We start from the raw sequence: 22,813 nt of genomic DNA, 5'->3' as shown, positions 1-22,813 counted from the left end.
CGCGCCGGCCATCGGGCGATGGTCGGCGCGGCGGCGCTGTCAGCGCACCTCGAACTCGCCGACCAGGATCGTGTCCTTCTTGTCCTTCAGCCGCAGCGTCACCTGCTGGTCGCGCTGCGTGGCGCCGCCCCAGCCGGTGCTCAGCTGCAGGTGCAAGGTGGTGGCGCCGGTTACCAGCGGCTGGCGGTCGCCGAAGAAGTTCGCCTCCACCTTGTACTTGCCCGGCTTGGCCCGGCGCAGCGAGAACTCTTCCGGCCCGTAGCCGCCGGTGAAGTCCTGCGACAGCTGCCCGCCCTGGTAGGTCGAACGGTGCGCGTAGTAGCAACGCTCGCCGTTGGGATCGGTCACCCACAGGTCCATGTCGCTGTTGTCGCTGTCCCAGTTCAGCACCACGCGCAGGTCCAGCGGCAGGTTGCGCAGCAGGCGCGGGTCGACGAAACCGGTCTGCAGCGGGCGCTGCGCCCGCGCCACGATCGCGTTCAACTCGTTCAAGGCGATCAGCGCCACGCCGTCGAAGCGCGGATCCCAATCGCGCGCGACCACCTGGTACAGCTGCTCGATCGCGGCCTGCTCGTCGCCCGCCGCGGCCTGGGCCAGGCCCAGGTCGCGGAAGCTCTGCGGCTCCTCCTCGCCCAGCCGCAGCACCTGCTCGAACACCGGCACCGCCAGGTCCGCCCTGCCCGCCTGCAGCAATCGGTAGCCGAGCACGCGCAGCACGTGGCGGTTCTCCAGCTGCAGCTCGGCCAGGTTGGACAGCACGCGCAGCGCCAGGTCGCGCTGGCCGCGTTCGAACAGCACGTCGGCCACGTCCAGATAGAACGCCACGCTGTCGGCATGCGCCGCGCGCTCGCTCAGGTACAGCGGATAGACCGCATCCGGCGCCGCGGCGCGCAGGCGCCGGGCGTACGGCGAGTCCGGCTGCCAGGGCTGCAAGGCCAGCGAGATCGTGGTGGGCGCGGACGCGCCGACACGCGCATAGGCGTCCGTCGCGTCGCCATTCGATGCCGCGACCGCGCCGCTGACGGCCACCGCCTCCAGCGCCGCAGACTCTGCCACCTGCATCGGCGCGGCGGGTGCCGGCGGCGGCGCCATGGCCATCGCCGGCGCGGGCCGCGAAACGCCGTCGCGCCGCTGCAGGCGGGCATCGCCCTGCTCGCCTTGCGGCTTGGCCTGCGGCGGTGCGTTCTTCGGGAACGTGCGCTGCCACCAAGCGATGCGCTGCGCGAACTCCCCGGCGACGTGGTCGATACGTTGCTTGCGCTGTTCGCCCTGTTCCTGCTGGCGCTGCGCCTGCGCGCGTGCGACCGCCTCGCGCAGCGCCGGCGGCGGCGCGATCGCATAGCGCACGTAGTCGTCGACGTTCTCCAGCACCAGCAGCGAGGTGTCGGCGCTGACCAGGCCGAAGCGGCTGGCCAGTTGCTGGCGGCGCGCGGCGTCGCCGAGCGGATCGGCGGCCAGGCTGCGCAGCATGGCCCGCGCCCAGGCGCCCGGCACCAGATCGCCCGGTACTTCGCTGGCGCCGCGCAACGGCAGACGCAGCCGGCGCGTGCTGGAGGCGGTGGCGATCTCCAGTTGCAGCGTCGCAGTGTCGGCAAGCAGGCGACCGGCGATCCGCAGGTAGCCGTCGTCGGCATGGCGGGAGTCGGCGACCAGGTCGGCGACGCCCTCGCCCTGCAGCGCGACCAGTTCGCCGCCGCGCTGCAGCAGCCGCTCGCTGGCCTGCCGCACGCCTTGCATGCCGTGCAACGCGATCAAGCGGCCGCCGCGTGCTTCCGCCGACGCCGCCAGGCGCGCGGCATCGGCATGGGCGCCGGCCGACTCGACCGCGTACAGGCGCTGGCCCGGCGCCAGCGCCGGCAAGGCCTGCGCACCGTAGTTGCCCAGGCCATCGCTGAACAACAGATACTCCTGCACCTCCGCCGCCGGCCGCCAATCGCCCAACGCGCTGGCGCCGTCCGGCTGCAGGCCCTGCAGCGTCGCCTGCAACGCGCTCCAGTCGCCGTCACGGACCTGGAAGCGGCGTGGCGCCTCGGCGCGGTCGCGCAGTACGAGCAGATCCACCTGCGCGTTGCCGACCGCGGCGAAATAGCGCTGCAGCAAGGCCAGTTCGGCGGGAATGTCGCGCTGCCGCGCCGACCCGGACGCGTCCCACAGCAGGCCGATGCGTTGCGGCAGCGGACGCGCGGCACGCAGATCGGCGATCGGCACCAGCGCCTGGAAATAGCGCTGGCCGTCATGGCTGCCGACCGCGACGCGCGGATCGCTGGTCGCGCGCAACGACAGCACCAGTTCCTTCGGCAGTTGGGTTGGCGTTCCGGACCACGCCGCCGCATAGCCGCCGGGCGTCGACAGCAGGCGCAGGCCGGCCGGCAGCGCCGCGGCATCGACCGCTGCCGCCTGCGTGCTCAGCTGCAGGCGCAGCGACTGCGCGCTGGCCGCATAGCCCAGCGGCAGGCGCCACTGCCAGCCCGCCGCAGTGCGCGCCAGCGATTCGCGATAGACCAGGCGCACGCGGCGGCTGCCGTGCGCGGGGATCGGATACAGCCGCAACTGGAACTGATTGCCGGCGGTCTGCTCGACCAGGCCGGGGTCCACGCCGCGCCGTTCGATCGCCTCGAACACCTGGCGTCCGCGCGCCTTGGGCACCGGTACCGCATCGCGCATCTGTCCGTCGATGTCCAGCGCGAAACCGCTGATCTGCTGCCCGTCGCGCAGCGGGAACGCCAGTTGCCCTTCCAGCACGCGCGCGTTGGGATTGAAGAACACCAGTTCCACCGTGGTCTCGGCCAGGCCGGCCGCGGCATGCGCGCTCACCGTCGCCGAGCGTAGTTCGACCGGGCGCTCGCCTCGGTCGGTCTTCAGTAGCGGGGCGAGGAGGTGCTGCGTTGGCGCGGTTTGCGCCCAGGCCGGTGCGGCGATGGCCGACAACACCGAGAACAACAGCAAGCACAGGCCTTTGCGCGCGACGTACGGCATGGATCACTCCTTGATGGGACGGTATAGCTTGAACGTCCGGTGCGGCGCGGTGGGGTTATCCAGAATCTTCGCGCGGTGTGTTTGGACCTCTGAGCCTTGCATCGATGCGACTGATCCTATCTTCAGCCAACCCGTCTCCCGGGAGAGCGGCTGGCTTGTTCCTTCTCCCAACGGGAGAAGGTGGCCCGCAGGGCCGGATGAGGGTACGGGCGCAGCCTCGTGCACCCAAACTCAGCGAGTCGCTTTCGCGCCGTACCCTCACCCCAACCCCTCTCCCGAGGGGAGAGGGGCTATGCGCGCTCGGCTATTCCCTTCTCCCACCGGGACCATGGCCCCTTTTCGGGGGAAGGTGCCCCGAAGGGGCGGATGAGGGTATGGGCGCAGCCTCGTGCACCCAAACACAGCGAGTCGCTTCGCGCCGTACCCTCTCCCCAACCCCTCTCCCGAGGGGAGAGGGGCTAGACGGTCCCTTCTCCCGTCGGGAGAAGGTGCCCCGCAGGGGCGGATGAGGGTGCGGGCGAAGCCTCGTGGCCCAAATTCAGCGAGCCGCTTTCGCGCCGTACCCTCACCCCAACCCCTCTCCCGGTGGGAGAGGGGCTATGTGCGCTCGGCTGTTCCCTTCTCCCACCGGGAGAAGGTGCCCCGAAGGGGCGGATGAGGGTACGGGCGCAGCCTCGTGCGCCCCAAACACAGCGAGTCGCTTTGCGCCGTACCCTCTCCCCAACCCCTCTCCCAGAGGGAGAGGGGCTAAGGACGCTGGATCAGCCCGCCAGGCTCCGGCAGTGCTCCACCATCAGTTGTACCGCTTCGCCGCCGCGATAGTCGTCGGCGACCAAACGGTAGGCGATGTGCACGCGGCGGCCGGGTTCGTCGCCGCGCCAGCCGTTGAAGTGGATCGCGTTCAGCGGCTCGTTGCGGCCGGCGCAGCGCAGGCTGAACTTGAGGTGGCGCTCCTTCAGCACGCGCCACTGCACGACCTCGAACTCGCCGTCGAACAGCGGCTCGGGGAAGCCCTGCCCCCACGGCCCGGCCAGGCGCAAGGCCTCGGCATGGCGATGGTCCAGCTCGTGCGGATCCAGCGCGCCGTCGCTGAGCAGCTCGGCCTGCAGCAGCGTCGCGTCCAGGCTGGCCAGCGCATGGTCGCGGAACAGTTGTTCGAACTCGGCCAGCGCGTCCTGGCGCAGGCTCAGCCCCGCGGCCATCGCATGGCCGCCGAATTTTTCCATCAACCCAGGCCGGCGCGCCTCCACCGCCGCCATCGCGTCGCGGATATGGAAGCCGGGAATCGAGCGGGCCGAGCCGCGCAACTGGTCGCTGCCCGGCTCGGCCGGGGCGAAGGCGATCACCGGGCGGTGCAGCCGGTCCTTCAGCTTCGACGCGACCAGGCCGATCACGCCCGGATGCCATTGCGCATCGAACAGGCACACCGCCACCGGCGGCGCGTCCGGCGCGGCCAGCAAGGCCTGCGCCACGGTGGCCTCGGCCTCGTCGGTCATCTGCTGCTGCACGGCGCGGCGCTCGCCGTTGATCTGTTCCAGCGTGGCGGCGATCTCGCGCGCCTGCCGCGGGTCGTCGCACAGCAGCAGTTCGATGCCCAGCGCCATGTCCTCGAGGCGGCCGGCCGCGTTGAGCCGCGGCGCCAGCGCGAAGCCGATGTCGCTGGCGCTGAGCCGCGCCGGATCGCGGCCGCTGGCCTCGATCAAGGCGCGCAGGCCGACGCAGCCGTCGCCGCGCTGCAGGCGGCGCAGCCCGGCCGACACCAGCGCGCGGTTGTTGGCGTCCAACGGCACCAGGTCGGCGACGGTGCCGACCGCCACCAGGTCCAGCAGCACGGTCAGGTCCGGCACCTGCGCCGCGAACGCGCCGCGCTCGCGCAGGTGCCTGCGCAAGGCCAGCAGCACGTAGAAGATCACCCCGACGCCGGCCAGCATCTTGCTCGGGAACGCGTCGCCGGCCAGGTTCGGATCGACGATCGCGTCGGCCGGCGGCAACACGCTGCCCGGCAGGTGGTGGTCGGTGACCAGCACCTGCCAGCCCAGCGCCTTGGCCGCGGCGACGCCGGCATGGCAGGCGATGCCGTGGTCGACGGTGACCAGCAGGTCGGGCTGCAGCGGCGCCAGTTCGGCGACCAGCGCCGGCGACAGGCCGTAGCCGTGCACCATGCGGTTCGGCACCGCATGCAGCACCTGCGCGGCGCCGAGCAGGCGCAGCCCGCGCACCGCCACCGCGCAGGCGGTGGCGCCGTCGCAGTCGAAGTCGCCAACCACCAGGATGCGCTTGCCCGCAGCGATCGCGTCGGCCAGCAGCGCCACCGCCGCGCCGATGCCGCTCAGCGCGTCCGGCGGCAGCAACTGCGCCAGTTTCGGCTGCGCCAGCGCGGCGTCGTGCGCGCCGCGCGCGGTGTAGATGCGGCGCAGCAGCGGCAGCACGGCCTCCGTCCATGGCCCGCCCTCGGCGGCCGGCCGCCGGGTGATGCGCAGCAGCGGGCTCATGCGTCCAGGCGCGCCAGCGGACGCCGCCAGAAGCGCCAACGCTGCTCGCGCTCGATCCGGAAACGCACCCCGTCCTCGAAATCCAGCAGCAGTTGCTGCAGTTCGCCCAGGCGCAGCGCTTCGAGCAGCGGCTGCATCACCTCGCCGACGAACTGCTCGGGCGCGCGCAGCTGGCGCAGGTCGACCAGCGCATCGACCCGCGGCGTTTGCTCGGCGTCGATCCCGGCGGCCTGGGCCAGCGCGCGCAGCAGCGGCTCGCGGCTGCGCACCTGCGCGTGCGCGGTGCTCACCGAGGCCGGCAGCGCGCCGCCGCCCCAGAACCACAGCGAGTTGATCGCCGGCTGGCCGCGCGCGGCGCGTTCGCGGTTCCACGGATGCTGGTGCAGCACGATCTGCGCTTCGGTCAGCAGCGCACGCCAGCGGCGCGCACCCTCGCCCTGCGGCAGATGGTCGAACAGGTCCGCGCCGAGCACCTGTGCCGGCGCGGCGAAATCGGGCAGCGCGCTGCCCGGCTCCAGCCGCAGATACCAGCGGGTGGCGTCGGCGGCGTCCAGCGCCAGGCCGGCCTCGGCGAACGTCTCCTGCAGCGCCGGCAGCAGCGCGGCCAGGTCGATGGCGTCGATCGCGAGCATGTCGCCGTGCGCCATCAACCGCGCGCCCTGCATGTCCGGTACCACGTAGGCCGGATCGGCGCGCAGCCACACCGCGTCGCCGGCGTCCCCGGCATCCAGCTGCCGGGTCAGCGCGGCCACCGGCCATTGCCCGGGCGGCAGCACGAAATGGCGGCGCAACTGCGCCTCCGAACCGGCCTCCAGGCGCTCGCGCTGGGCACGGCCGAACGCGCGCGCCACCTCGCCGGTCAGGCCCGATCCGGCCAGGCGCGCCCGCTCCGGCAACAGCAAGGTGGCGACGGCCACGGCGTCAGCCGACGTATTCGACGCTGACGATCTCGTACTCGCGGCGCCCGGCCGGGGCATCGATACTGACGCTGTCGCCTTCCAGCTTGCCGATCAGCGCGCGCGCCAGCGGCGAGGAGATCGCGATCAGCCCCAGCTTGATGTCCGCTTCCAGATCGCCGACCAGCTGGTAGCGCTTCTCTTCGTCGTTTTCCACGTCGGCCAGGGTCACGGTCGCGCCGAACACCACCTTGCTGCCGACCGCCAGCTTGCTGACGTCGATGATCTCGGCGTGCGACAGCTCGCTCTCCAGCTGCTTGATGCGGCCTTCGATGAAGCTCTGCTGCTCGCGCGCGGCGTGGTATTCGGCGTTTTCCTTCAGGTCGCCGTGCGCGCGCGCCTCGGCGATCGCGGCGATGACCTGCGGCCGCTTGACCGACTTCAACTGGTCCAGTTCCTCGCGCAAACGCAGCGCGCCTTGCATGGTGATCGGGGCTCTCACGCTTCCAGCTCCTTGTGCAGTTCCTGCAGCGCCCAGACCGGGCCGGTGCCGCGGAATTCCAATGAATGCACCAGCGCACGCGCGCCGGCGACGGTGGTCGAATAGGTGACGCGCTGCTGCAGGGCTTCGCGCCGGATCGAGAACGAATCGGAGATCGCCGCACGGCCCTCGGTGGTGTTGACGATATACACGATTTCGCCGTTCTTGATCAGGTCGACGATATGCGGGCGGCCCTCGGCGACCTTGTTGATCTGGTCGCACTGCAGGCCGTGCTGGCGCAGCCACGCGCAGGTGCCGCTGGTCGCGACCAGGGTGTAGCCGCGCTCGACCAGCGCCTGCGCCACCGGCAGCACGCGCTGCTTGTCCGGGTCGCGCACCGACAGGAACGCCTTGCCCAGCGGCGGCGCCTTGATCCCGCCGGCTTCCTGCGCGCGCGCGAACGCGGCGCCGAAGCTGCGGCCCACGCCCATCACCTCGCCGGTGGAGCGCATCTCCGGGCCGAGGATCGGGTCCACGCCCTGGAACTTGGCGAACGGGAAGATCGCTTCCTTCACCGAGTAGTAGTCGGGCACGATCTCCTTCAGCGCACCCTGCTCGGCCAGGGTCTTGCCGGCCATGCAGCGCGCGGCGATCTTGGCCAGCGCCATGCCGGTGGCCTTGGACACGAACGGCACCGTGCGCGAGGCGCGCGGGTTCACTTCCAGCAGGAACACGATGTCGTCGCCGGCCTCGTCCACCTGCACCGCGAACTGGGTGTTCATCAGCCCGACCACGTTCAGGCCCTTGGCCAGCATCACCACCTGGCGGCGCAGTTCGGCCTGGGTCTTGGCCGACAGCGAGTACGGCGGCAGCGAGCACGAGGAATCGCCCGAATGCACGCCGGCTTCCTCGATGTGTTCCATCACCCCGCCGATCAGCACGTGGCCGTCCTTGTCGGCAATGATGTCCACGTCCACTTCCACCGCGTTGTCGAGGAAGCGGTCCAGCAGCACCGGCGAATCGTTGGAGACCTTGACCGCGTCGCGCACGTAGCGCGCCAGGTCCGATTCGCCGTAGACGATCTCCATCGCGCGGCCGCCGAGCACGTAGCTCGGGCGCACCACCAGCGGATAGCCGATCTCGCGCGCCAGCACCAGCGCCTCTTCAGCGTTGCGCGCGATGCGGTTCGGCGGCTGCTTCAGGCCCAGCTTGTCGACCAACTGCTGGAAGCGCTCGCGGTCCTCGGCCAGGTCGATCGAGTCCGGGCTGGTGCCGATCACCGGCACGCCGTTGGCCTCCAGCGCGCGCGCCAGCTTCAGCGGGGTCTGTCCGCCGTACTGCACGATCACGCCCTTGGGCTGCTCCAGCTCGACGATCTCCAACACGTCTTCCAGGGTCAGCGGCTCGAAGTACAGGCGATCGGAGGTGTCGTAGTCGGTGGACACGGTCTCCGGGTTGCAGTTGACCATGATGGTTTCATAGCCATCCTCGCGCAGCGCCAGCGCCGCGTGCACGCAGCAGTAGTCGAACTCGATGCCCTGGCCGATGCGGTTGGGGCCGCCGCCGAGGATCATGATCTTGTCGCGATTGCTCGGCTTGGCCTCGCACTCGTCCTCGTAGGTCGAGTACAGGTAGGCGGTGTCGGTGGCGAATTCGGCCGCGCACGAGTCCACCCGCTTGTACACCGGGCGCACCTTGTGCGCGCGGCGCAGCGCGCGCAGCGCGGCCTCGTTGGTACCGCACAGTTCGGCCAAGCGCGCGTCGGAGAAGCCGGCGCGCTTGAGCTTGCGCAGCCGCGCGGCGTCCAGCGAGCCCAGGCCGTCGGCGGCCAGCTGCTTCTCCTGCGCGATCAGGTCCTCGATCTGGTCCAGGAACCACGGATCGATGAACGACAGCGCATGCACCTGCTCCACGCTCATGCCGGCACGGAACGCGTCGGCGACGTAGAACAGGCGCTCCGGACCGGGCGCCTTCAGCTCGCGCTTGAGTGCGGCCATGTCGTCCTCGCTGCCCAGGTCCAGCCCGGTCGGGTCGAGCCCGATCTTGCCGGTTTCCAGGCCGCGCAGCGCCTTCTGCAGCGATTCGGAGAAGGTGCGGCCCATCGCCATCACCTCGCCCACCGACTTCATCTGCGTGGTCAGGCGCGCGTCGGCCTGCGGGAACTTCTCGAACGCGAAGCGCGGGATCTTGGTCACCACGTAGTCGATCGACGGCTCGAACGAGGCCGGGGTCAGGCCGCCGGTGATCTCGTTCTTCAGTTCGTCCAGGGTGTAGCCGACCGCCAGCTTGGCCGCGACCTTGGCGATCGGGAAGCCGGTGGCCTTGGAGGCCAGCGCCGAGGAGCGCGACACGCGCGGGTTCATCTCGATGACGACCACGCGGCCGGTCTGCGCGTTGATGCCGAACTGCACGTTGGAGCCGCCGGTGTCCACGCCGATCTTGCGCAGCACCGCGATCGAGGCGTCGCGCAGGCGCTGGTATTCCTTGTCGGTCAGGGTCTGCGCCGGCGCCACGGTGATCGAGTCGCCGGTGTGCACGCCCATCGGGTCCAGGTTCTCGATCGAGCAGACGATGATGCAGTTGTCCGCGGTGTCGCGGACCACTTCCATCTCGAACTCCTTCCAGCCCAGCACCGACTCTTCGACCAGCACTTCGCTGGTCGGCGACAGCTCCAGGCCGCGGCCGACGATCTCGATCAGCTCCTCGCGGTTGTAGGCGATGCCGCCACCGCTGCCGCCGAGGGTGAAGCTGGGGCGGATGATGGTCGGATAGCCGACCCGGGTCTGGATCTCCAGCGCTTCCTCGAGGGTGTGCGCGACTGCCGCCTTCGGGCACTCCAGGCCGATCTCGCCCATCGCCACGCGGAACAGCTCGCGGTCCTCGGCCATCATGATCGCCTCGCGCTTGGCGCCGATCAGCTCCACGCCGTACTTTTCCAGCACGCCGTGGTCGGCCAGGTCCAGCGCGCAGTTCAGCGCGGTCTGCCCGCCCATGGTCGGCAGCAGCGCATCGGGCTTTTCCTTGGCGATGATCTTCTCGACCGTCTGCCAGTTGATCGGCTCGATGTACACGGCGTCGGCCATGTTCGGGTCGGTCATGATCGTGGCAGGGTTGCTGTTGACCAGCACCACGCGGTAGCCCTCGTCGCGCAGCGCCTTGCACGCCTGCGCGCCGGAGTAGTCGAACTCGCAGGCCTGGCCGATGACGATCGGGCCGGCGCCGATGATGAGGATGGTTTTTAGATCGGTGCGCTTGGGCATGTCAGCTCCGGGACCGGGGACCGGGGACCAGGGACCCGGTTTCCAGCCGTTGATTAAGTGAATAGTGCAATTTGTGCAGCATTTTGCCGACCCGCTCGGCGATATCCATGATGATATCCACCGCCTGCGCATCGGCCAGCGAGAGTTCGGCGGCCAACGTCAGCTGCGTCTGTAGCTCTGCGATCGAACCGCGTGCCATCGAGACGAAGCGGGCGTAGTCACGCGTCGATGCGCGCGCATTGCCCTCGGCGATGTTGGATGGCACCGAAACGGCAGCGCGTTGCAGCTGCGAAGTGAGTCCATAACGCTCTTCTTTCGGGAAATCCGCGGTCAATATGTAGACCGCCTTGGCAAGCTCGATGGACAGTCGCCATACGTCGAGTTCTCTGAAATGCGAAGGGCTCAAGCCCTCGCCTCCCGGTCCCCGGTCCCCGGTCCCCGGTCCCGCATCAACGCAGTGAAGCGATCGAACAACGGCGCCACGTCGCGCGGGCCCGGCGAGGCTTCCGGGTGGCCCTGGAAGCTGAAGGCCGGCGCGTCGGTCAGTTCGATGCCCTGATTGGTGCCGTCGAACAGCGAGCGGTGGGTCACCCGCACGTTGGCCGGCAGCGACGCTTCGTCGACCGCGAAACCGTGGTTCTGCGAGGTGATCATCACCCGGCCGCTGTCCAGGTCCTGCACCGGATGGTTGGCGCCGTGGTGACCGTGGCCCATCTTCAGCGTCTGCGCGCCGGCGGCCAGCGCCAGCAGCTGGTGGCCCAGGCAGATGCCGAAGGTCGGGATCTTCCTGTCCACGAACTGCTTGATCGCGGCGATCGCGTAGTCGCACGGCGCCGGATCGCCGGGGCCGTTGGACAGGAACACGCCGTCCGGGTTCATCGCCAGCACCTCGGCGGCGGGCGTCTGCGCCGGCACCACGGTGACCTCGCAGCCGCGCTCGGCGAGCATGCGCAGGATGTTGAGCTTCACTCCGTAGTCGTAGGCGACAACCTTGTACTTCGGCGCCGCCTGGGCGAACGCGTTGCTGTCCAGGTCGAGCTGGCCGTCGCGCCACGGGTAGGCCTTGTCGGTGGACACCACCTTGGCCAGGTCCATGCCCTTCAGGCCCGGGAACTTGCGCGCCGCTTCCAGCGCCGTGTCCACGTTCACTTCGCCGGCCATCACTGCGCCATTCTGTGCGCCCTTCTCGCGCAGGATGCGGGTCAGCTTGCGGGTATCGATGCCGGCGATGGCGACCACGCCGCGCTGGATCAGCCAGTCCGGCAGCGACACCTGGCTGCGCCAGCTGCTGGGGCGGCGCGGCACGTCGCGCACGATCAGGCCGGCCGACCAGACCTGGGCGGCCTCGTCGTCCTGGTCGGTGCAACCGGTGTTGCCGATGTGCGGATAGGTCAGGGTGACCAGCTGGCGGGCGTAGGACGGATCGGTCACGATCTCCTGGTAGCCGGTCATCGCGGTGTTGAACACCACTTCGCCGACGGACAGGCCAGTGGCGCCTACGGATTCGCCCTCGAACACGGTGCCGTCTTCAAGGACAAGGATTGCGGGTTGAGTCACGGGGTTCGCCTTGGGGAGAGAGGAACCCTGCCCCACCAACTTGCGGCTGCAAGAAACCGCGAACTCGGCGCTTCTCCGGGTCCGTGGCGATGGGTAACAGGCGAGCGAGAATTGTACCGGCGCGGACCTGTCCGCGCCAGACGTTTATGTGAAAGCGCCGTTCAGCCGAGCAGATCGCGCAGCCGGTAGGCCCCCGGCGCGCGGCTCGGCAGGCGCGCGGCGGCATGCAGCGCGCCGCGGGCGAAGATGTCGCGGTTGCTGGCGCGGTGCACCAGCTCCACCCGCTCGCCGAGCCCGGCGAACTGCACCAGGTGCTCGCCGACGATGTCGCCGGCGCGCAGGCTGGCGTAGCGCGGCTGCGCGCCGCCGTGCGCGGCCGCCTCGCCCAGGGTCAGCGCGGTGCCGGATGGGGCGTCCTGCTTGTGCACGTGGTGCGATTCGACGATGTCGCAGTCCCAGCCCGGCAGCGCCGCGGCGGCGCGTTCCACCAGATCGTTCAGCACCGCCACACCGAGACTGAAGTTCGACGCCCAGATCAGCGGGATGCGCGCCGCCGCGTCGGTCAATGCCTGGCGCTGCGTGTCGTCCAGCCCGGTGGTGCCGGACACCAGCGCCGCACCGCGCGCCACGCACAGCGCCAGCACCGGGTCGAAGCCCTGCGGCAGGCTGAAATCGATCGCCACGTCGAACGCCGGCGCTGCGTTCAGTTCGGCCGCGGCGAAGTACGGCACCCCGTCGACCACCCGCTGCGCCGGCGCACGCCGGATCACCGCCGCCGCCACCTGCAACGCAGGCTCCTGCCCAGCCAGCCGCAACAGCGCCTGGCCCATGCGGCCGGACGCACCATGAATCAACACACGCACGGGGGAAGTCGTCATCGGCACAAGGCTAGCGGTTTGTCGCGATGGGCGACAGGGGTGTTGCGCTGTGGCGTTGATCGGCGGCGGAAACCGCTTGAGCGTTGATCGCATGGGAAGCTGGGCGGCCACTGCTTCGCTCGTCGCGACTGAAGTCGCTCCCACAGGGACCTGCGGCCTGCGTGCCGTTCCACTGCAGGTCGGTTCACTGCAAGAGGGCTTCAGCCCCCGACTCCACTCGCAACCGGCAGGTCTGCCGCTTCGTTCGTCGCGGCTGAAGCCGCTCCTACAGGGGCTTGCGGCCGGCTCGCTGGGTGCACTGTTGGAGGGACTTCAGTCCCGACGGCCATCCGAAGCCGGCAGGCCCATCGCTGCGTTCGTCGCGACTGAAGTCGCTCCCACATGGACGTTCGATCAGTTGGCTACCTGCGCTGCAGAAAGGGCGCGCCCTACTCGGCCGCCGGTTGTCCCAGCAGGCGCTTGTTCCAGCATTCGACCTCGCGCTGGGCCAGGCGCCGTTCGAACAGCAGGCGCCAGTTCGGCACCAGCGGCAGGGCCAGCACCTGTTCCAGTTGCGCCGGATCCACCTCGCGCCGATACAGCAGCTGGATCAACCGGGCCAGCGACCAGGCCGGATACGGCCGCTCCAGCAGGGTCAGGCGGTCGCCGGCGGCGACCTCGCCCGGCTGCAGCACGCGGTAGTACCAGCCGGTGCGGCCGCTTTCCTGCACGCGCCGCGCCAGCGTGGGCACGCCGAAGCGGTCCGACAGCTTCCAGCACGGCTGCCGCGACTGCGAGACCTCGACCAGCGCCGTGCCCAGCCGCAGCCGGTCGCCCAGGCACAGGTCGGCCTCGGTGGCGCCGTGCGTGCTGAGGTTCTCGCCGAACGCGCCGGGCGCGTCCAGCAGGGCGTGCTCGCCCAGTTCCTGGCGCCAGGCCGTGTAGTGGTCGCGCGGATAATGGTGCAGCGCCTTGTCCGGGCCGCCGTGCACGCGGCGGTCGCCCTGTTCGTCCAGTTCCAGGCCTTCGAGCCCGATCCGCAGCCGCCCGGGCAGCGGCTGCTTGGCGATGGCGCTGCGGCTGCCGGGCCGGGTGAAGTCCTGCGCACGGCCGACCAGCACCGCCTCCACGCCCAGGTCTAGGTCCAGGGCCGCAGCCGCCGTCATGCGCGTGCGCCGGGATGCCGCATCAGGCCGCAGCGCCGCGATGCGCGGCGACCTCGGCCTGCAGCAGTTCGCCGAGGATGCGCACGCCGGCATCGATCCGCTCTTCCGGCACGGTCACGAACGACAGGCGCAAGGTGTTGCGTTGCGGCTCGACCGCATAGAACGGCGCGCCCGGCACGAAGGCGACGTTGCGTTCGATCGCCTTGGCCAGCAGCGCGCCGCCGTCCATGCCCGCCGGCAGTTCGACCCAGATGAACATGCCGCCGGCCGGGCGGTTCCAGCGCACCTGCGACGGGAAGTACTTCCCCAGCGCCGTCAGCATCTGTTCGCAACGGCTCGCGTACAGGCTGCGGATGCCGGGAATGTGCGCATCCAGGAAGCCGTCCTGCACCGCCTCGTAGACGATGCGCTGGCTGAACGAGGGCGTATGCAGGTCCGCCGCCTGCTTGGCCTGCACCAGCTTGGCGTGCACCGCTTCGGGCGCGATCACGAAGCCCAGGCGCAGGCCTGGCGCCAGCACCTTGGAAAACGAGCCCATGTAGATGACGCCGTCTGGATGCATCGACAGCAGGCTGGGCAGCGTGTCGCCGCTGTAGCACAGCTCGCCATACGGATCGTCCTCGACGATGGGCACGCCGGCGGCGGCGGCGCGCGCGACCAGCGCCTGGCGCCGGTGCAGCGGCAGGCGCCGCCCGGTCGGATTCTGGAAGTTCGGCAGGCAATACATGAAGCGCGCGCCGGCCAGCTGCGCGTCGTCCAGCGCATCCACCACCAGCCCGTCGTCGTCCGACGCCATCGCCGCGAAGGCCGGCTGGAACAGCGAGAAGGCCTGCAGCGCCCCCAGGTAGCTCGGCGTCTCCACCAGCACCTTGCTGCCTTCGTCGATGAACACCTTGCCGAGCAGGTCCAGGCCCTGCTGCGAGCCGGTGGTGATCAGCACCTGGCTGGGGCGGATGCTGGCGCCGTCGCGGCTCAGGCGCGCCGCCACCCATTCGCGCAGCGGCAGATAGCCTTCGGTCGGGCCGTACTGCAGCGCAGCCTGCGGCGCCTCGCGCAGGACCTTGTCGCAGGCGTACTGCATGCGCGCGATCGGAAACGTGTCCGGCGACGGCAACCCGCCGGCGAAGGAGATCACCTCCGGGCGTTCGGTGATCTTGAGGATTTCGCGGATCGCCGAACTGGTCAGCGCCTGCGCACGGCGGGAAAGCTGGAAGGAGGTCGTCATCGACATAGGATAAGCGTGACCGTGCCCCTGCGCATGCGCCACGACGCTGGCGCCGCACTGCCGCACTGCCGTACTGCCGCAGCGACGCGGGCCGGCCGCGATCTGAAACGCATAGCTCTCACGAACACCGCGACCATCAGCGCGATGCCGGCCAGGCGCCCAGGCATCCACTCACGCATCCTTACATCGGCAGGCGCGGCGCGCCCGCAGCCAGCCGCATGCCGTCACCCGCATTGCGGGCACGGCGGCCGGACGCCGCCGCTCACGCCTGGCGCGCGGCCTGCTGCAGTCGCCGCAACGCGTCGTGCGCATACAGCCGCACGTCCGACACCGGCGGCAACGGTGGCGCGAACAGGGTCTCGTCCAGCTGCAGGATCGGTCCGTAGACGACCGTCGTCTGCGCCCCGAGCGTGCACAGGCCGCGCAGCACGGTCAGCCGATAGCCCTGGCCCTGGTAGTAGCAGGTGCCACCATCGGCCGGCACCGGTGCCTCGGCGTCGATCAACGCGTAGCGCGGCGCTCCACCGGCCGCCACCGCGCGAAAGTCCGCGGCGGCCTGATTCAGGGCATCGCGCTGCGCTGGCGCCAGCGCCTGCAGATCGATGCCCGGGAATACAGCGTCCAATGCCGTCATGTGGCTCAATGCCGCCGCGGCGGTGCCGGACCGCAACTGTCGCAGCCGCCGCACGCACCGGCGCCGCCGCTGGCCGCAGGCGCGATCTTGCGGCCCAGCGCCTGCAACCAGGACGCGCGGTTTGGCTTGAGCAGGCGCAAGGCGATGGCGCTGCGCAGTTTGCGCGCGGTGCCGGGAAACTGCTTCTTCAGCACCACCCACGCGCTGAGCAGCACCGCCAGCGCGATCACGGCGTACTGCAGCAGCAGCGACATGGACGTGGACATGGCTCAGCCGGCTCCCAGCGCCACCGCGACCTGATAGGTGACCAGCGAGGCCAGGTAGGCCAGCGCGAACAGGTAGAACGCGGCGAAGCTCATCTGCTTCCACGAGTTGGTCTCGCGCTTGATCGTGGCCAGCGTGGAGATGCACATCGGCGCGTAGATGTACCAGACCAGCAGCGACAGCGCCGTGGCCAGCGACCAGCCATTGTGGATCAGCGGCGACAGTGCCTGCGCGGCGGCATCGTCGTCGACTTCCGACAGCGCGTACACCGTGGCCAGCGACGCCACCGCCACTTCGCGCGCGGCCAGGCCGGGGATCAGCGCGATGCAGATCTGCCAGTTGAAGCCCAGCGGCGCGAACACCGTGGTCATCGCGTGGCCGATGCGGCCGGCGAAGCTGTAGTCGATCGCCGGCAGCGTGGCGTTGGCCGGCGCCGCCGGGAACGACAGCAGGAACCACAGCAGGATGGTCAGCGCCAGGATGATGCCGCCGACGCGCTTGAGGAAGATCGCCGCGCGCTCCCACAGGCCCAGCGCCAGGTCGCGCAGGTGCGGCACGCGGTACGAGGGCAGTTCCAGCAGCAACGGGTGCTCGCCCTTGTCGCGGCGCCATTTCTTCATCGTCCACGACACCGCCAGCGCACTTGCGATCGCGGCGAAATACAGCCCGAACAGCACCAGCCCCTGCTGGTTGAACACGCCCCAGACCTGCTTCTGCGGAATGAACGCGCCGATCAGCAGCGCGTATACCGGCAGCCGCGCCGAGCAGGTCATCAGCGGCGCGACCAGGATCGTGGCCAGGCGGTCGCGCGGGTCCTGGATGCTGCGCGTGGACATGATCCCGGGCACCGCGCAGGCGAAGCTGGACAGCAGCGGGATGAACGAGCGCCCGGACAGCCCGGCCGCGGCCATCATGCGGTCGAGCAGGAACGCCGCGCGCGGCAGGTAGCCCGATTCCTCCAGCGCCAGGATGAAGGCGAACAGGATCAGGATCTGTGGCAGGAAGATCACCACCCCGCCGAGGCCGGCGATGATGCCATCGACCAGCAGGCTGTTGAGCGGCCCCGCCGGCAAGGTGCTGCCGACCCAGGCGCCGAGCGCCTTGCCGCCGCCGTCGATCAGGTCCATCAGCGGCGCGGCCCAGGCGTACACCGCCTGGAAGATCAGGAACATCACCAGCGCCAGGGTCAGCAGCCCGGCGACCGGGTGCAGCAGCCAGCGGTCCAGCGCGTCGTCGATGCGCGAGGTGCGGGTCGGCATCGACACCGCCGCGGCGAGGATGCGCCGCACCTGCTGGTGGTAGTCGCCCTGCCCTTCGGCCGGCGCCACCGCCGGCGGCAGCGCCGGGGCCAGCGCGTCGAGCCGCTCGACCAGGGCCTTGGCGCCGTTGCGGCGCACCGCCACGGTCTCGATCACCGGCACGCCGAGCGCGTCTTCCAGCGCCTGGCGGTCGATGCGGATGCCGCGGCGCTGCGCGGCATCGACCATGTTCAGCGCCACCAGCATCGGCTTGCCCAGCTCGCGCAGCTCCAGCGCGAAGCGCAGGTGCAGGCGCAGGTTGGTGGCATCGACCACGCACACCAGCACGTCCGGCGCCGGTTCGCCCGGATAGAAGCCGCGGCACAGGTCGCGGGTGATCGCCTCGTCCAGGCTGGCCGGCTGCAGGCTGTAGGCGCCGGGCAGGTCGAGCACCGCGAACTCGCGCCCGGACGGGGCGCGGAAGCGGCCTTCCTTGCGCTCGACGGTGACCCCGGCGTAGTTGGCCACCTTCTGCTTGCTGCCGGTGAGCTGGTTGAACAGCGCGGTCTTGCCGCAGTTCGGATTGCCGACCAGCGCCAGCCGCAGCGGCACCGCGTTCGCGCTCATGGCTGCGCCTCGGCCGTGACCTGCACCCGCGCCGCCTCGCTGCGGCGCAGGGCGAAGCGCGTATAGCCGACCTGCACCAGCAACGGTTCGCCGCCGACCGGACCGCTCGCCAGCACCTGCACCTGCTCGCCGGCGACGAAGCCCAGCTCGCGCAGGCGCCGCGCGATGGCGTCGTTGGGCTGGCGGTCGTGCACGGTTTCGACGAGGGCGGTGCTGCGCAACGGCATATCGGACAACGTCACTGAACGTTCCGGCGATAAGAATGGTTATCAATTGTAGCACCGCCGCATCGCGTCATGGCGCCGCCGGCGCGGCCCGCTATCATGTCCGTATGGCTGCCGTTACCCCTTCGTACGAGACTCGCCGATGAGCGATGCACTGCTGCTGGAACGCTCGGGCAAGGTCCTGACGCTGCGCCTGAACCGACCCGAGGTCCGCAACGCCTTCGACGCCGACCTGATCGCGCAGCTGACCGCGGCGCTGCAGCAGGCAGGCGTCGATCCGAGGGTCAAGGTGGTGGTGCTGGCCGGCGCCGGGGCCGCGTTCTCCGCCGGTGCCGACCTGCAATGGATGCGCTCGATGGCCAGCGCCAGCGAGGCGGAGAACCTGGCCGATGCGCTGGCGCTGGCGCAGTTGATGCGTGTCCTGGACGAGCTGCCCAAGCCGACCGTGGCGCGGGTGCACGGCGCGACCTTCGGCGGCGCGGTCGGGCTGGTGGCCTGCTGCGACATCGCCGTGGCCGCCACCGACGCCCGCTTCGCGCTCAGCGAGAGCCGCCTGGGCCTGTTGCCGGCGGTGATCTCGCCCTACGTGATCGCCGCGATCGGCGCGCGCCAGGCGCGGCGCTGGTTCGCCAGCGCCGAGGCGTTCGACGCGGCCACCGCCACCCAGATCGGCCTGGTGCACCAGACGGTGGCGCCGGCCGCACTGGACGCGGCGGTGCAGCGCCAGGTGGAACTGCTCGGCCAGGCCGGCCCGCTCGCCGCCGCCGGCGCCAAGGCACTGGTGCGCCGGGTCGCCGCGGGCGGCGACGGCGCCACGCTGGACCGCGACAACGCCGCGCTGATCGCGCGGCTGCGGGTCTCGGCCGAAGGCCAGGAAGGACTCAGCGCGTTCCTGGACAAGCGCGACCCGAACTGGGTGGGATTCTGGTGAGCCCGCTCGACCACATCGGCCTGCGCTGCGTCGAGTTGGAGCGCAGCCTGGCTTTCTATCGCGCCGCGCTGGCCACGCTCGGGCTGGACATCGTGATGGAGGTGAGCGCAGAGCAGACCGGCGACCGCCGCCACATCGGCTTCGGCCGCGACGGCAAACCCAGCGTCTGGCTGACCGATGGCGCCACCAGCGCCGGCGGCGCGCTGCACCTGGCCTTCGTCGCCGGCGACCGCGCCCAGGTGGATGCGTTCCATCGCGCCGGGCTGGCCGCCGGCGGTCGCGACAATGGCGCGCCCGGGCTGCGGCCGCATTACCACCCCAATTACTACGGCGCCTTCCTGCTGGATCCGGACGGGCACAACATCGAGGCCGTCTGCCACCGGCCGGCGGGCGCCTGAGGCCTCGCCCGGTGGCCACCGTCCTTCGCCCAGCCTGCGCCGTTCACGCAACGGCGCCCAGCCATTCGCTCCAAGGATCGCCCGTGACCACCGATTCGCCGCTTCCGCCCTGCCTCGCGCGCCATGCCTGGCCGGCATCGGCTTGCGCGCCGCGCCACCGGCGCAGCCGATGAACGACTTCGTCCGCCTGGTGGAAGTCGGGCCGCGCGACGGCCTGCAGAACGAGAAGGCCTGGGTCGCCACCGCCGACAAGATCGACCTGATCGCGCAGCTGTCGCGTACCGGCCTGCGCAGCATCGAGGCGACCAGCTTCGTCAGCCCGAAGTGGGTGCCGCAGCTGGCCGACGCGGCCGAGGTCTATGCCGGCATCGTGCCGGCGCCGGGCGTGGACTATCCGGTGCTGGTGCCGAACCTGCAGGGCTACGAGCGCGCCGCGGCGGTCGGCGTGCGCGAGGTCGCGGTGTTCACCGCCGCCTCGGAGACCTTCAACCGCACCAACACCAATGCCGGCATCGATGAATCGCTGGCGCGCTTCGCCCCGGTGCTGGCGCGCGCCGCGGCCGACGGGGTCAAGGTGCGCGGCTACGTCTCCACCGTGCTCGGCTGTCCCTACCAGGGTGCGGTGCCGCTGGCCGACGTGGTGCGGGTGGCGCGGCAACTGCACGCGATGGGCTGCTACGAGATCTCGCTGGGCGACACCATCGGCGTCGGCACCCCGGCCAAGGCGCGGGCGATGCTGCGCGCGGTCGCCGCCGAGCTGCCGATGGCAGCCCTGGCGGTGCATTTCCACGACACCTACGGCCAGGCCCTGGCCAACATCGCCGCGTGCCTGGAAGAAGGCGTGCGCGTGGTCGATGCGGCGGTGTCCGGCGCCGGCGGCTGCCCCTACGCCAAGGGCGCCAGCGGCAACGTGGCCAGCGAGGACGTGGTCTACCTGCTGCACGGCAGCGGCATGGACACCGGCATCGACCTGGATGCGCTGGCCGCGACCGGGCGCTGGCTGGCGCAGAAACTCGGCCGGCCGACCGGCAGCAAGGTCGGCCAGGCGCTGGCAGCGGCGTAACCGCAAGCGAGCGGCGACGACGCGTCGGCAGCGTCCTTCTTCGCGCGCCCTCCCTGTGCCCCACGCCATTCGCCGTGCATGCACAGCGAGGCGATCCAGCCGGTTCGCGCGGTCGCCAACGCCGAACCGAGCAGCCACGCGTGCTCCGCTCGACCGTGCCAACAGCGCTGGTAACAACGAGGCCTTCTCGAGAAACCCTCTTCGGGTCCCTGGTCCCTGGTCCCTGGTCCCTGGTCCCCGGTCCCGGTCCCCCGCCTTCAGGCGCGTCAGCTAAAATGCGCCCTTTCCTGGGAGGGAACACCCAATGCAGCTTGCCGATATCCGCGCGGTGGTCACCGGCGGCGTTTCCGGCCTCGGCCTGGCGGTCGCACAGCGCATCGTCGCCGAGGGCGGCAAGGTCGCGCTGTTCGACCTCAACGACGACAAGGGCGCGACCGCGGTCGCCGCGCTCGGCGCAGCGCAGGCGCGCTATTTCCGCACCGACGTCAGCGACGAGGCGCAGGTGGCGTCGCAGCTCGGCGCCGCGCGCGACTTCCTCGGCGGGCTCAACGCCGCGATCAACTGCGCCGGCATCCTCGGCGCCGGCCGTGTGCTCGGCAAGGAAGCGCCGATGGCGCTGGCCACGTTCCAGGGCACGGTGATGGTCAATCTGGTCGGCAGCTTCAACGTCGCCAAGGCCGCCGCCGACCTGATGCAGCACAACGCGCCGGGCGAGGACGGCGAGCGCGGCGCGATCGTCAACACCGCCAGCGTCGCCGCCTACGAAGGCCAGATCGGCCAGGCCGCCTATGCCGCGTCCAAGGGCGGCGTGGTGGCGATGACCCTGCCGATGGCGCGCGAACTGGCGCGCTTCGGCATCCGCGTCAACACCGTCGCCCCGGGCATCTTCTGGACCCCGATGGTGGACGGCATGCCCGAGGCGGTGCAGCAGTCGCTGGCGGCGTCGATCCCGTTCCCGCCGCGGCTCGGCCGCCCGGAGGAATTCGCCGACACGGTGATGTTCCTGCTGCGCAACCGCTATCTCAACGGCGAGGTCATCCGTCTCGACGGCGCGGTACGCTTGGCGCCCAAGTAACCGGGATTCGTGATTCGGGATTGGGGATTCGTAAAAGCGCCCCGCCCCTTCGCCCCCGCCCTGCTCTTTACCAATCCCGAATCTCCAATCCCCAATCCCGGCTCCAAACCCATGAAAGCCAACGAAATCAAGAAAGGCAACGTCGTCGAGTACAACAACGGCGTCTATCAGATCCGAGACATCGAACGCAGCTCGCCGCAGGGCCGCGGCGGCAACGTGCGCTTCCGCTTCGTGATGTACAGCGTGCCGGGCGGCAACAAGCTCGACGCCAGCTTCGACGGCGACGACGACCTGCGCGAAGTCGAGCTGACCCGCCACCAGGCCACCTTCTCGTACAAGGACGGCGACGCGTTCGTGTTCCTGGACGACGAGGACTACACCCCGTACACGCTCGACGCCGACGTGATCGGCGACGACGCCGGCTACATCACCGAGGGCCTGACCGGCATCTACGTGCAGGTCATCGACGACCAGCCGGTGGCGGTGCAGCTGCCGCAGAGCGTGACCCTGGAAGTGGTGGAGACCCCGCCGGAGCTGAAGGGCGGCACCGCGACCAAGCGGCCGAAGCCGGCCAAGCTCAATACCGGCCTGGAGATCATGGTGCCGGAGTACATAGGCAACGGCGAACGCGTGCTGGTCAACACCACCACCGGCGAATTCGCCGGGCGTGCGGACTGAGCGCATGCGCACACCCCGCCAGTTCGCCCTGGTGGCGCTGCTGACGCTGCCGGGCCTGGTGTCCGGCGCCGACGCTGCCGTACCGGCGGGCGCGCCGGCGGCCAAGGCCGCCTGCGCCATTCCCGCGGACGTGGATCCCGAGCATCACGCCGGCTTCTGCGCCATGCCGCAGGACGTGCGCGCGTTCGTCGCGCGCCAGGACGTCTGCAACCACTTCGCCGGCGAAGAGCCCTACGACGCGGCGCGCCGTCGCGAACTGGAACGGGCGATCGCGAAGTACTGCGACGGCAACGAAGCGGCCTGGACCAAGCTGCGCGCGCAGTACCGCCAGGACCCGGCGCGCACCGCCTGGTTGAACCGCTACGGCGAGGACGCCGGCCTCGACCTGCCGTAGCGGCGGCAGCCGGCTTTGGAAAGGGAGGGCTGGAATTGAGCCCTCCTACACCGCATCGATCAGCTCGCAAAAAGTTCTTGTAGGCGCGACTTCAGTCGCGACGAACGAAGCGGCACACCTACCGCCCGCGGATTCGGTCGGGGCTGAAGCCCCTCCTACAGTGCACCCAGCCAGCTCGCCGCAAGCCTTGGTAGGAGCGGCTTCAGCCGCGACGAACGGAGCCGTCCAGCTTCCCGGCTTCGGCAGCAGTCGGGACTGAAGTCCCTCCCACAGTGCACCCGGCCGGCCCCCCGCGCGCCCTTGTGGGAGCGACTTCAGTCGCGACGAACGGAGCAGCACACCCGCCGGCCATGGATTCGGTCGGGGCTGAAGCCCCT

20 protein-coding genes are annotated in these 22,813 nt (G+C 70.4%); 6 read left to right on the top strand and 14 right to left on the bottom strand.

Translation table 11 applies throughout. The features are described from left to right. Positions 1-39 precede the first annotated feature (39 nt). The 14 genes from VDQ83_RS02080 to VDQ83_RS02015 form a co-directional block, all read right to left on the bottom strand. Positions 40-2,976: a VIT domain-containing protein gene (locus VDQ83_RS02080; protein ID WP_455433690.1), complete on the bottom strand. Its 2,937-nt coding sequence runs from the start codon at positions 2,974-2,976 to the stop codon at positions 40-42. 761 nt (positions 2,977-3,737) lie between these two features. Next, a complete protein-coding gene (gene recJ / locus VDQ83_RS02075; RefSeq protein ID WP_455433689.1) occupies positions 3,738-5,468 on the bottom strand; it encodes a single-stranded-DNA-specific exonuclease RecJ in 1,731 nt (576 codons plus the stop codon). Beyond that, positions 5,465-6,385 carry a phosphoglycerate mutase gene (locus VDQ83_RS02070; protein ID WP_455433688.1) on the bottom strand — a complete coding sequence of 307 codons (921 nt, stop codon included), beginning with the start codon at positions 6,383-6,385 and terminating at the stop codon, positions 5,465-5,467. Before VDQ83_RS02070 ends, recJ begins: the two co-directional genes overlap by 4 nt. A 4-nt stretch (positions 6,386-6,389) precedes the next feature. Further along, positions 6,390-6,854, bottom strand: a complete 465-nt coding sequence (gene greA / locus VDQ83_RS02065; RefSeq protein ID WP_170867603.1) for a transcription elongation factor GreA — start codon at positions 6,852-6,854, stop codon at positions 6,390-6,392. 8 nt (positions 6,855-6,862) lie between these two features. Continuing rightward, the gene (carB, locus tag VDQ83_RS02060; protein WP_309915604.1) at positions 6,863-10,105 is read right to left on the bottom strand and encodes a carbamoyl-phosphate synthase large subunit; all 3,243 of its coding nucleotides are present in this window, start codon (positions 10,103-10,105) and stop codon (positions 6,863-6,865) included. Between the two features lies 1 nt (position 10,106). Continuing rightward, a complete protein-coding gene (locus tag VDQ83_RS02055; protein ID WP_455433687.1) occupies positions 10,107-10,511 on the bottom strand; it encodes a four helix bundle protein in 405 nt (134 codons plus the stop codon). Further along, the gene (gene carA, locus VDQ83_RS02050) at positions 10,508-11,662 is read right to left on the bottom strand and encodes a glutamine-hydrolyzing carbamoyl-phosphate synthase small subunit (protein WP_455433686.1); all 1,155 of its coding nucleotides are present in this window, start codon (positions 11,660-11,662) and stop codon (positions 10,508-10,510) included. Before carA ends, VDQ83_RS02055 begins: the two co-directional genes overlap by 4 nt. 161 nt (positions 11,663-11,823) lie before the next feature. Next, positions 11,824-12,540 (bottom strand): 4-hydroxy-tetrahydrodipicolinate reductase, encoded by a 717-nt coding sequence (dapB, locus tag VDQ83_RS02045; RefSeq protein WP_455433685.1) that lies wholly within the window; start codon positions 12,538-12,540, stop codon positions 11,824-11,826. Positions 12,541-12,968: 428 nt separating this feature from the next. Next, on the bottom strand, positions 12,969-13,685 hold the full coding sequence (locus VDQ83_RS02040) for an MOSC domain-containing protein (protein WP_455433684.1): 717 nt from the start codon (positions 13,683-13,685) through the stop codon (positions 12,969-12,971). 22 nt (positions 13,686-13,707) lie between these two features. After that, positions 13,708-14,916 (bottom strand): aminotransferase-like domain-containing protein, encoded by a 1,209-nt coding sequence (locus tag VDQ83_RS02035; protein ID WP_455433683.1) that lies wholly within the window; start codon positions 14,914-14,916, stop codon positions 13,708-13,710. 256 nt (positions 14,917-15,172) lie between these two features. Next, positions 15,173-15,544: a hypothetical protein gene (locus tag VDQ83_RS02030; RefSeq protein WP_455433682.1), complete on the bottom strand. Its 372-nt coding sequence runs from the start codon at positions 15,542-15,544 to the stop codon at positions 15,173-15,175. 5 nt (positions 15,545-15,549) lie between these two features. Then, positions 15,550-15,810 carry a DUF6587 family protein gene (locus VDQ83_RS02025; RefSeq protein ID WP_309915586.1) on the bottom strand — a complete coding sequence of 87 codons (261 nt, stop codon included), beginning with the start codon at positions 15,808-15,810 and terminating at the stop codon, positions 15,550-15,552. A 3-nt stretch (positions 15,811-15,813) separates the two neighbouring features. After that, positions 15,814-17,673: a ferrous iron transporter B gene (gene feoB / locus VDQ83_RS02020; RefSeq protein ID WP_309915584.1), complete on the bottom strand. Its 1,860-nt coding sequence runs from the start codon at positions 17,671-17,673 to the stop codon at positions 15,814-15,816. Beyond that, the gene (locus VDQ83_RS02015; RefSeq protein ID WP_309915581.1) at positions 17,670-17,915 is read right to left on the bottom strand and encodes a FeoA family protein; all 246 of its coding nucleotides are present in this window, start codon (positions 17,913-17,915) and stop codon (positions 17,670-17,672) included. Before VDQ83_RS02015 ends, feoB begins: the two co-directional genes overlap by 4 nt. A gap of 124 nt (positions 17,916-18,039) precedes the next feature. Here VDQ83_RS02015 and VDQ83_RS02010 point away from each other — a divergent pair, with 124 nt between their 5' ends. The 6 genes from VDQ83_RS02010 (at position 18,040) to VDQ83_RS01985 (ending at position 22,436) form a co-directional block, all read left to right on the top strand. Next, on the top strand, positions 18,040-18,828 hold the full coding sequence (locus VDQ83_RS02010) for an enoyl-CoA hydratase-related protein (RefSeq protein ID WP_455433681.1): 789 nt from the start codon (positions 18,040-18,042) through the stop codon (positions 18,826-18,828). Continuing rightward, positions 18,825-19,226: a VOC family protein gene (locus VDQ83_RS02005; protein WP_455433680.1), complete on the top strand. Its 402-nt coding sequence runs from the start codon at positions 18,825-18,827 to the stop codon at positions 19,224-19,226. The genes VDQ83_RS02010 and VDQ83_RS02005 overlap by 4 nt, the downstream gene beginning before the upstream one ends. Before the next feature lie 169 nt (positions 19,227-19,395). Then, a complete protein-coding gene (locus VDQ83_RS02000; RefSeq protein ID WP_455433679.1) occupies positions 19,396-20,289 on the top strand; it encodes a hydroxymethylglutaryl-CoA lyase in 894 nt (297 codons plus the stop codon). A 304-nt stretch (positions 20,290-20,593) separates the two neighbouring features. Further along, the gene (locus tag VDQ83_RS01995) at positions 20,594-21,364 is read left to right on the top strand and encodes an SDR family oxidoreductase (protein ID WP_455433678.1); all 771 of its coding nucleotides are present in this window, start codon (positions 20,594-20,596) and stop codon (positions 21,362-21,364) included. Positions 21,365-21,475: 111 nt separating this feature from the next. Then, a complete protein-coding gene (gene yeiP, locus VDQ83_RS01990) occupies positions 21,476-22,042 on the top strand; it encodes an elongation factor P-like protein YeiP (RefSeq protein ID WP_263398181.1) in 567 nt (188 codons plus the stop codon). A gap of 4 nt (positions 22,043-22,046) precedes the next feature. Further along, complete coding sequence (locus VDQ83_RS01985; protein WP_455433677.1) at positions 22,047-22,436, top strand: hypothetical protein; 390 nt, start codon at positions 22,047-22,049, stop codon at positions 22,434-22,436. The last annotated feature ends 377 nt before the right edge of the window (positions 22,437-22,813 follow it).

The sequence above is a fragment of the Xanthomonas sp. WHRI 7945 genome, from assembly GCF_035026585.1.
Note: the sequence above shows the minus strand (reverse complement) of the source record. Positions and strands in the feature narration are given on the sequence as shown.

What these genes read in the sequence shown, in the direction of transcription:
- VDQ83_RS02080 (WP_455433690.1), bottom strand. Translation starts at nt 2,976, where the DNA reads ATGCCGTACGTCGCGCGCAAAGGCCTGTGCTTGCTGTTGTTCTCGGTG.
- recJ (WP_455433689.1), bottom strand. Translation starts at nt 5,468, where the DNA reads ATGAGCCCGCTGCTGCGCATCACCCGGCGGCCGGCCGCCGAGGGCGGG.
- carB (WP_309915604.1), bottom strand. Translation starts at nt 10,105, where the DNA reads ATGCCCAAGCGCACCGATCTAAAAACCATCCTCATCATCGGCGCCGGC.
- dapB (WP_455433685.1), bottom strand. Translation starts at nt 12,540, where the DNA reads ATGACGACTTCCCCCGTGCGTGTGTTGATTCATGGTGCGTCCGGCCGC.
- VDQ83_RS02040 (WP_455433684.1), bottom strand. Translation starts at nt 13,685, where the DNA reads ATGACGGCGGCTGCGGCCCTGGACCTAGACCTGGGCGTGGAGGCGGTG.
- VDQ83_RS02035 (WP_455433683.1), bottom strand. Translation starts at nt 14,916, where the DNA reads ATGTCGATGACGACCTCCTTCCAGCTTTCCCGCCGTGCGCAGGCGCTG.
- VDQ83_RS02030 (WP_455433682.1), bottom strand. Translation starts at nt 15,544, where the DNA reads ATGACGGCATTGGACGCTGTATTCCCGGGCATCGATCTGCAGGCGCTG.
- VDQ83_RS02025 (WP_309915586.1), bottom strand. Translation starts at nt 15,810, where the DNA reads ATGTCCACGTCCATGTCGCTGCTGCTGCAGTACGCCGTGATCGCGCTG.
- feoB (WP_309915584.1), bottom strand. Translation starts at nt 17,673, where the DNA reads ATGAGCGCGAACGCGGTGCCGCTGCGGCTGGCGCTGGTCGGCAATCCG.
- VDQ83_RS02010 (WP_455433681.1), top strand. Translation starts at nt 18,040, where the DNA reads ATGAGCGATGCACTGCTGCTGGAACGCTCGGGCAAGGTCCTGACGCTG.
- VDQ83_RS02000 (WP_455433679.1), top strand. Translation starts at nt 19,396, where the DNA reads ATGAACGACTTCGTCCGCCTGGTGGAAGTCGGGCCGCGCGACGGCCTG.
- VDQ83_RS01995 (WP_455433678.1), top strand. Translation starts at nt 20,594, where the DNA reads ATGCAGCTTGCCGATATCCGCGCGGTGGTCACCGGCGGCGTTTCCGGC.
- yeiP (WP_263398181.1), top strand. Translation starts at nt 21,476, where the DNA reads ATGAAAGCCAACGAAATCAAGAAAGGCAACGTCGTCGAGTACAACAAC.
- VDQ83_RS01985 (WP_455433677.1), top strand. Translation starts at nt 22,047, where the DNA reads ATGCGCACACCCCGCCAGTTCGCCCTGGTGGCGCTGCTGACGCTGCCG.